Source organism: Vibrio coralliilyticus ATCC BAA-450 (assembly GCF_000176135.1).
Classification (GTDB): domain Bacteria; phylum Pseudomonadota; class Gammaproteobacteria; order Enterobacterales; family Vibrionaceae; genus Vibrio; species Vibrio coralliilyticus.
This window is the reverse complement of the sequence record NZ_ACZN01000019.1, coordinates 55,629-64,765: the sequence shown is the minus strand read 5'-3', so window position 1 is coordinate 64,765 and position 9,137 is coordinate 55,629. Positions and strand designations below refer to the sequence as shown.

Below are 9,137 nucleotides of genomic sequence, written 5' to 3'. Positions count from 1 at the left end.
GTTAATCGGGGCAGGGTAAGTCGACCCCTAAGGCGAGGCCGAAAGGCGTAGTCGATGGGAAACGGGTTAATATTCCCGTACTTCTTACAATTGCGATGGGGGGACGGAGAAGGCTAGGTGGGCCTGGCGACGGTTGTCCAGGTTCAAGTGCGTAGGCTTGAGAGTTAGGTAAATCCGGCTCTCTCTAAGGCTGAGACACGACGTCGAGCACCTACGGGTGTGAAGTCATTGATGCCATGCTTCCAGGAAAAGCCTCTAAGCTTCAGATTGTAAGGAATCGTACCCCAAACCGACACAGGTGGTCGGGTAGAGAATACCAAGGCGCTTGAGAGAACTCGGGTGAAGGAACTAGGCAAAATGGTACCGTAACTTCGGGAGAAGGTACGCTCCTGTCGGTGAAGTCCCTTGCGGATGGAGCTAACGGGAGTCGCAGATACCAGGTGGCTGCAACTGTTTATTAAAAACACAGCACTGTGCAAAATCGTAAGATGACGTATACGGTGTGACGCCTGCCCGGTGCCGGAAGGTTAATTGATGGGGTTAGACGTAAGTCGAAGCTCTTGATCGAAGCCCCGGTAAACGGCGGCCGTAACTATAACGGTCCTAAGGTAGCGAAATTCCTTGTCGGGTAAGTTCCGACCTGCACGAATGGCGTAATGATGGCCACGCTGTCTCCACCCGAGACTCAGTGAAATTGAAATCGCTGTGAAGATGCAGTGTACCCGCGGCTAGACGGAAAGACCCCGTGAACCTTTACTACAGCTTGGCACTGAACATTGACCCTACATGTGTAGGATAGGTGGGAGGCTTTGAAACCGGTACGCCAGTATCGATGGAGCCGTCCTTGAAATACCACCCTTGTAGTGTTGATGTTCTAACTTAGACCCGTTATCCGGGTTGAGGACAGTGCCTGGTGGGTAGTTTGACTGGGGCGGTCTCCTCCCAAAGAGTAACGGAGGAGCACGAAGGTGGGCTAATCACGGTTGGACATCGTGAGGTTAGTGCAATGGCATAAGCCCGCTTGACTGCGAGAATGACAATTCGAGCAGGTGCGAAAGCAGGTCATAGTGATCCGGTGGTTCTGTATGGAAGGGCCATCGCTCAACGGATAAAAGGTACTCCGGGGATAACAGGCTGATACCGCCCAAGAGTTCATATCGACGGCGGTGTTTGGCACCTCGATGTCGGCTCATCACATCCTGGGGCTGAAGTCGGTCCCAAGGGTATGGCTGTTCGCCATTTAAAGTGGTACGCGAGCTGGGTTTAGAACGTCGTGAGACAGTTCGGTCCCTATCTGCCGTGGGCGTTGGAAGATTGAAGGGGGCTGCTCCTAGTACGAGAGGACCGGAGTGGACGAACCTCTGGTGTTCGGGTTGTCATGCCAATGGCATTGCCCGGTAGCTAAGTTCGGAATCGATAACCGCTGAAAGCATCTAAGCGGGAAGCGAGCCCTGAGATGAGTCTTCCCTGACCCCTTGAGGGTCCTAAAGGGTTGTTCGAGACTAGAACGTTGATAGGCAGGGTGTGTAAGCGTTGTGAGGCGTTGAGCTAACCTGTACTAATTGCCCGTGAGGCTTAACCATACAACACCCAAAGGGTTTTGATGGACTCAAAGCAAGAACTTTGAATGTGTGAATACAGAACTTAAAAACAGCTTTCCGAATTAAAGAATTTGCTTGGCGACCATAGCGATTTGGACCCACCTGATTCCATGCCGAACTCAGAAGTGAAACGAATTAGCGCCGATGGTAGTGTGGGGCTTCCCCATGTGAGAGTAGGACATCGCCAGGCTTTAAATTTAGACTTTAGGTCTAACCAGTGCGGAGCGGTAGTTCAGTTGGTTAGAATACCGGCCTGTCACGCCGGGGGTCGCGGGTTCGAGTCCCGTCCGCTCCGCCACTTATTCAGAGAAAGCCCTAACAGCGATGTTAGGGCTTTTTCGTATCTGCGGTATTATTTTGGCCTACGACCAACAAGCCCCACTTGAGTACAAACTCAGCAATCCGCACTTATTCTAGACCTCAGTAGCAATGCTGAGGTCATCTTGTATACGCTAAGTTATTTCGCTCTTTGGCTAATAAGTCCATACTCATTGCTTACTACAGACATAGCGCCACAACAATTATCGAAAAGCCTAGGCTTTGTAGTTAATACTTGGACAGTTTCTATTAGAGAACGAGTGGCGTAAAGATTGGCCTTTTGATATCTATTCTGAATGTATGCTGGTTAAGTAGACAACCTAAGTACAGGGAACTGCATGGTTAGTTATAGAGGCGACACAGAAGTGTATTTATTGGTAAGTAAGCTATTTGTCCCTAGAGTGAGAACGAACAGCAGCAACTTTTAATAGCGAGTTTCTCAGGAACTATTCCGGTTAACTATCACCGTAACCTTTCCCTAATAGCCAAGTAATGACAACTCCCAATCCTGTTGATTCTCTATCTTGCAAATAAATGAGCGGCCATCTCTAGGATCTAGTTGTTTATCACGGGAAAACAAAAAAAGCCGCTCATAGAGAGCGGCTTTGAAGTAATTAATTCGATACGGCTTATTTTTTCTCTGATGACTCCGCTGTTTCCGGCTCGGGCTGCATTTCTTTTTCTGCCTGCTTTGCTTTTTCTATCATAGGGGTAATCGTCGAACCTTGAACAAGAATCGAGAACACCACGACAGAATAAGTCATGACCAGAATGATTTCTTTCACGTCGATGAGCTTGTCTTGGATAACCCAAATCCCTGAAGGAATGGAGAGCGCCATCGCCAATGCTAGGCCGCCACGTAATCCGCCCCAAGTTAAAATTTTCACTGACCAAGGGTTGTACTTACGATGACGTTTAAACCCAATGTACGAACAGAACACGCTTAGATAGCGGGCAGCTAGTACCAATGGCACTGAAAACGCCATTAGAATCCAGTCTTCCTTATGGAATTCAAATAGCAACATCGACATACCGATTAATAGGAACAAAACGCCGTTGAGGAACTCATCGACTAGTTCCCAGAAGTGATCGAGGTGATCTTCACTTTCTTTAGAGAATCCGATAAATCGTGTCCAGTTCCCGATCATAATACCGGATACCACCATGGCTAATGGCCCAGAAACATGCAGAACTTCCGCAAACGCATAGCCAGCGGTCGGTATACCTATAGTTAGCAGTAACTCCATAGAGTGATCATCGGTCGCACTGATGAGGCAGTGGAACAGCAGACCAAGTGCAAAGCCATAAACGATGCCGCCAATAGCTTCCTGAATGAACAGCATCGTCACGCTGCCAACCGTTGGTGCTTCAGTGCCAAAAGCGATTGTAAACAGGGTGACAAAAATGACTAGACCAAAACCGTCATTAAACAAGGACTCACCTTCGATTTGGGTTGAGATACGTTCCGGTGCATCCAGTTTTTTTACGATAGCCAATACTGCAATCGGGTCGGTTGGCGAGATTAATGCACCAAACAATAAGCAGTACACTAAGTCGAATTGCACACCTATCAGATGGCAGAATCCGTAAAGCGCGAAACCAATAAAGAAGGTAGAGAATAGTGTCGCTCCCAGTGCGAGCACTGTAATTTCCCATTTTTGGTCTTTGAGGTGAGGCAGTTTAATCCCAAGACCACCTGCAAATAAGAGAAAGCCCAATATCCCCTTTAGCAGAAAATCTTCGAAGTTAATGCTCGACATTGTCTTCGAAGCAATTTCTGTTAAATGAAACCAGTTATTTTGACCTGCGATAAGGATAAGAAGGGATAGAACCATGGAACCAGCAGTGATGGCAATTGTAGTTTGCATTTTGCCTATCTTGCTGTTTACAAAAGCAATTAACATTGCCGCTGCAGATAGAAAACAGAGAGTGTAGTAGACCGACATTGGATTCTCAGCATGTAACAAATTATGAATGAGAATTTTGTTCCTGACGTGATTAAATAGCAAACACTTTTTTGTCATGCAGAGGTGATTAATTTAGTCATTTAGACGTCTAGACTCCTTTTTAATGTGTGATAGGATGGAAAGATAACTAAAGGAATGAGGCTGTACTGTGGGAAGTAATGTAAGGCAACAGATAGAAGCTCAACTAAGAAAACGCATCTTACTGATAGATGGTGGTATGGGGACTATGATCCAGGGCTATAAACTGGAAGAACCCGACTATCGAGGTGAACGTTTCGCCGACTGGCATTGTGACCTTAAAGGCAATAATGACCTTTTGGTTCTGACACAGCCCAAATTGATTAAAGATATTCATGCTGAGTACTTAGAAGCAGGCGCGGATATTCTTGAGACCAACACGTTTAACGCAACGACCATCGCAATGGCTGACTATGATATGGAATGCCTGAGCGAAGAAATCAACTTTGAAGCTGCTAGGCTCGCTCGCGAAGTGGCAGACGAGTGGACGGAAAAAACACCAGATAAACCACGCTATGTGGCAGGTGTTCTTGGTCCAACTAACCGTACTTGTTCGATTTCGCCTGATGTGAATGATCCCGGCTATCGTAATGTCACGTTTGATGAGCTGGTTGCTGCGTATTCCGAATCGACGCGCGCCTTAATTAAAGGTGGCTCAGACCTCATTCTAATTGAAACGATTTTTGATACCTTGAATGCGAAGGCTTGTGCCTTTGCTGTCGACAGTGTTTTCGAAGAGATGGGTGTTAAATTACCGATCATGATTTCGGGAACGATCACTGATGCTTCAGGGCGAACGCTTTCTGGTCAAACGACGGAAGCGTTTTACAATTCTTTGCGTCACGTTCAGCCGCTGTCATTTGGTTTGAACTGTGCTTTAGGTCCGGACGAGCTCCGTCCATACGTCGAAGAAATGTCGCGTATATCCGAAAGCTTTGTATCAGCGCACCCGAATGCGGGTTTACCGAATGCGTTTGGTGAATACGACCTTTCACCTGAAGATATGGCTGCGCACGTTAAAGAATGGGCGGAAAGTGGCTTTCTGAATCTAATCGGTGGGTGTTGTGGTACCACACCAGAACATATTCGTCAGATGGCAGAGGCCGTTGAAGGCGTGACTCCTCGCCAACTACTAGACTTACATGTGGCGTGTCGTTTGTCTGGTCTAGAACCGTTGGCTATTGAAAAAGACACTTTGTTCGTCAACGTTGGTGAGCGAACTAACGTGACTGGCTCCGCTCGCTTCAAGCGATTGATTAAAGAAGAGCTTTACGATGAAGCGTTAGAAGTTGCTCGCCAGCAGGTGGAAAATGGTGCTCAGATCATTGATATCAATATGGATGAGGGCATGTTGGATGCCGAGGCATGCATGGTGCGCTTCCTCAATCTGTGTGCGTCTGAGCCAGAAATTTCTAAAGTGCCTATCATGGTTGACTCTTCTAAGTGGGAAGTCATTGAAGCCGGACTGAAATGCATTCAGGGTAAAGGCATTGTTAACTCTATCTCGCTCAAAGAAGGCAAAGAGAAGTTTGTTAAGCAGGCTAAGTTAATCCGACGCTATGGCGCTGCTGTCATCGTAATGGCGTTTGATGAAGTAGGGCAGGCGGAAACACGAGAACGTAAGCTTGAAATCTGTACCAACGCCTACCGTATTCTGGTTGATGAAGTCGGCTTCCCACCAGAAGATATTATCTTTGACCCGAACATCTTTGCAGTGGCGACAGGTATTGAAGAGCACAACAATTATGCGGTCGACTTTATCGGAGCAGTTGCCGACATTAAACGAGATTTGCCGCACGCGATGATCTCTGGCGGAGTGTCGAACGTTTCGTTCTCGTTCCGTGGTAATAACTATGTACGTGAAGCGATCCACGCAGTATTCCTTTATCACTGTTTCAAAAATGGTATGGATATGGGGATCGTGAATGCAGGTCAGCTGGAGATTTACGATAACGTCCCAGAGAAATTGCGTGAAGCAGTAGAAGACGTGGTACTGAACCGTCGTGATGATGGTACTGAGCGCTTGCTTGATATTGCGGCTGAGTACGCAGGTAAAGGTGTCGGTAAGGAAGAAGATGCCTCTGCGCTTGAATGGCGTACTTGGTCTGTAGAGAAGCGATTAGAGCATGCATTAGTTAAGGGTATCACCGAGTTTATTGTTGAAGATACCGAAGAGGCACGTGTTAACGCCAGTAAACCATTGGAGGTGATTGAAGGGCCGTTAATGGATGGTATGAACGTTGTCGGTGACTTGTTTGGTGAAGGTAAAATGTTCCTTCCTCAGGTGGTGAAATCGGCACGTGTAATGAAGCAGGCCGTAGCGCACTTAGAGCCGTTCATTAACAAGGAAAAACAAGCGGGTTCTTCAAACGGTAAGATACTACTGGCAACAGTGAAAGGGGATGTCCACGATATTGGTAAGAATATCGTTGGTGTTGTACTTCAGTGTAACAACTACGAGATCATTGACCTTGGCGTGATGGTGCCATGTGAGCAGATCCTTAAAGTCGCGAAAGAAGAGAATGTTGATATCATCGGGCTTTCCGGCTTAATTACCCCATCTTTGGATGAAATGGTGCATGTGGCGAAAGAGATGGAGCGTCTTGATTTCGACCTGCCATTACTGATTGGTGGTGCGACAACATCGAAAGCACATACTGCGGTTAAGATTGAGCAAAACTACAAGCACCCAGTGGTTTACGTCAACAATGCTTCAAGAGCAGTTGGGGTGTGTACTTCATTACTGTCTGACGAGCGTCGACCTGAATTTGTTGAAAAACTTGATGCCGATTACGTACGTGTGCGCGACCAGCATAATCGCAAGAAACCGCGCACGAAACCTGTCACTTTAGAACAAGCTCGAGAAAATAAGGTCGCGATTGACTGGGACGCATATACTCCACCAGAGCCAGCCAAACCGGGTGTACATGTTTTCGACGACTTTGATGTAGCAACATTACGTGAATACATTGACTGGACTCCATTCTTTATGACTTGGTCTTTAGTTGGTAAGTACCCTGCCATTCTTGAGCACGAAGAAGTCGGAGAAGAAGCAAAGAGGCTGTTTGCTGATGCGAATGAGCTGCTTGATAGGGTCGAGCGAGAAGGCTTACTTAAAGCTCGTGGCATGTGTGCGCTATTCCCCGCAGCAAGTGTTGGGGATGATATCGAAGTGTACACCGATGAATCGCGCACTGAAGTGGCTAAAGTATTGCACAATCTGCGTCAACAGACTGAGAAGCCTAAAGGCTATAACTACTGTCTTTCCGATTACATCGCACCAAAGTCGTCAGGTAAGAAAGACTGGATTGGCGCATTTGCGGTAACCGGTGGTATTGGAGAGCGTGAACTCGCTGATGAATACAAAGCAGCGGGAGATGATTACAACGCGATTATGATTCAAGCTGTGGCGGATCGATTGGCTGAGGCTTTTGCTGAATACCTGCATGAAAAAGTGCGTAAGGAAATTTGGGGCTATTCGGCGGATGAAGATCTCTCTAACGATGATCTGATACGTGAAAAATATCAAGGTATTCGCCCAGCTCCAGGTTATCCAGCCTGTCCAGAGCATACTGAGAAAGGCTCACTTTGGGAGTTGCTCAAAGTGGAAGAGACGATTGAGATGTCTTTGACCAGCAGCTATGCAATGTGGCCAGGAGCCTCTGTATCAGGATGGTATTTCTCTCACCCAGATTCGCGTTACTTTGCGATCGCGCAGATTCAGCAGGATCAGGTCGAAAGTTACGCTGATCGTAAAGGTTGGGATATGTTAGAAGCTGAAAAATGGTTAGGGCCAAACATTAACTAATTCTCTGCAAGCTGGATCAAAAAAGCACAGCAAAAGCTGTGCTTTTTTATTGATGATTACCTGTCAGATCATGATGGTAGCAAGACCAAGGAATACTGAGAGGCCAATTACATCGGTGACTGTGGTTAATGCCATCCCTCCGGCCAAAGCAGGGTCAATGTTCATTTTCTTCAATAAGATCGGGATGGTTACGCCCGCGATTCCAGCGACCAAAAGGTTGGTTAGCATGGCTGCGGAAATAATGCCACCGAGCATCCAGTTACCTTTCCAAGCTATGACGATACCCCCAATGATCAGTGCCCACATGATACCGTTCAATAGGCCGATTGCTGCTTCTTTCATTAGCAGCTCTCGTTTGTTGGCGTCACCGATATGACCTAAGGCTAGGCCCCGGATCACCAGAGCGACAGTTTGATTACCCGCAACTCCGCCCATTGAAGGAACGATAGTCATCAAGACAGCAATCGCCGCCATCTGATCTAAGGTCGCTTCAAACATGTTTGAGACTGATGCCGCAGCAAGTGCCGCCAGTACGTTCGCCCCCAACCATATGCTGCGTTTACGGGCAGATTTGACCACCGGAGCGAAGGTGTCTTCGTCATCGTCCATACCCGCCATACTCATCATGGAGTGTTCGGCGTCTTCACGAATTACATCAACCACGTCATCAATGGTAATACGACCGACTAGGTGCTGGTTTTCATCAATGACGGGAGCAGACACCCAATTACGGCGCTCAAATAGGCTGGCAATATCGGAGTCGCTCATGGTGACTTCGATGGCTTCGTCTGCATCTTCCATCACTTCAGCGACTTTGATGTCAGGTTGAGTGGTGATCAAAGTTGTGATCGGTAACTGGCCAATCAGCTGGCTGTTTTCATCTATCACATACAGTGCGTCGGTCGCTTCGGGAAGCTCCCCTTTCATACGCAAATAACGCAAGACGACATCGACATCGACATCACCACGAATGGTGATTACGTCGGTGTTCATCAATCCGCCAGCGGTATCCTCGGGGTAAGAAAGCGCGGTTTCCACTCGCAAGCGATCGGCGGTGTCCATTTGTGACAGAACTTCACGTGAGACATCGTCTGGTAGACTACGTAAGACGTAAGCAACGTCATCTGTGTCCATGCCTTCGGTGGCTTCGGCCAGCATCTCGGGTTCCATTTTAGAAACCAGAGCATCTTTGACGTCTTCGTTCAGTTCGTCGAGGATCTCACCGTAATCTTCCGGATCGGTGAGTTGCCAAAGAACCTCGCGACTCTTTCTTGGTGAGGCTTCTAACAGATGGGCAATATCTTCTGGCTCCATGTCCTGTAATTGGCGACGGACATGGACAAAGCGGCCATTTTCTAGAGCATCTGTTACTTCTTGGAGGGCTTGGTGAGCTTGGTCGAATTCAATTTGCTCTGCCATTTATTC

The 9,137-nt window shown here is 47.5% G+C and carries 3 protein-coding genes, 1 tRNA gene and 2 rRNA genes; 4 read left to right on the top strand and 2 right to left on the bottom strand.

Annotation, left to right across the window (positions count from 1 at the left end; all coding sequences use genetic code 11):
- The 3 genes from VIC_RS24835 to VIC_RS24825 all read left to right on the top strand — a co-directional run.
- Positions 1–1,583: ribosomal RNA gene (locus tag VIC_RS24835) — 23S ribosomal RNA — on the top strand; the annotation flags it as partial.
- Positions 1,584–1,675: 92 nt separating this feature from the next.
- Positions 1,676–1,791 (top strand): 5S ribosomal RNA (rrf, locus tag VIC_RS24830).
- Between the two features lie 31 nt (positions 1,792–1,822).
- Positions 1,823–1,899, top strand: a tRNA-Asp gene (locus tag VIC_RS24825).
- A 649-nt stretch (positions 1,900–2,548) separates the two neighbouring features.
- Here VIC_RS24825 and VIC_RS24820 read toward each other — a convergent pair.
- Positions 2,549–3,865, bottom strand: coding sequence for a cation:proton antiporter (locus VIC_RS24820; RefSeq protein ID WP_006963177.1), 1,317 nt, complete (start codon positions 3,863–3,865; stop codon positions 2,549–2,551).
- A gap of 169 nt (positions 3,866–4,034) precedes the next feature.
- Here VIC_RS24820 and metH point away from each other — a divergent pair, with 169 nt between their 5' ends.
- Positions 4,035–7,712 (top strand): methionine synthase, encoded by a 3,678-nt coding sequence (metH, locus tag VIC_RS24815; protein WP_039952677.1) that lies wholly within the window; start codon positions 4,035–4,037, stop codon positions 7,710–7,712.
- A 63-nt stretch (positions 7,713–7,775) separates the two neighbouring features.
- Here the strand turns inward: metH and mgtE are convergent, their stop codons facing one another.
- Positions 7,776–9,131 (bottom strand): magnesium transporter, encoded by a 1,356-nt coding sequence (gene mgtE / locus VIC_RS24810; protein WP_006963175.1) that lies wholly within the window; start codon positions 9,129–9,131, stop codon positions 7,776–7,778.
- Positions 9,132–9,137 lie beyond the last annotated feature (6 nt).

Excerpts from the sequence above, each read along its gene's own strand:
- VIC_RS24820 (WP_006963177.1), bottom strand. The coding sequence starts at position 3,865 with ATGTCGGTCTACTACACTCTCTGTTTTCTATCTGCAGCGGCAATGTTA.
- mgtE (WP_006963175.1), bottom strand. The coding sequence starts at position 9,131 with ATGGCAGAGCAAATTGAATTCGACCAAGCTCACCAAGCCCTCCAAGAA.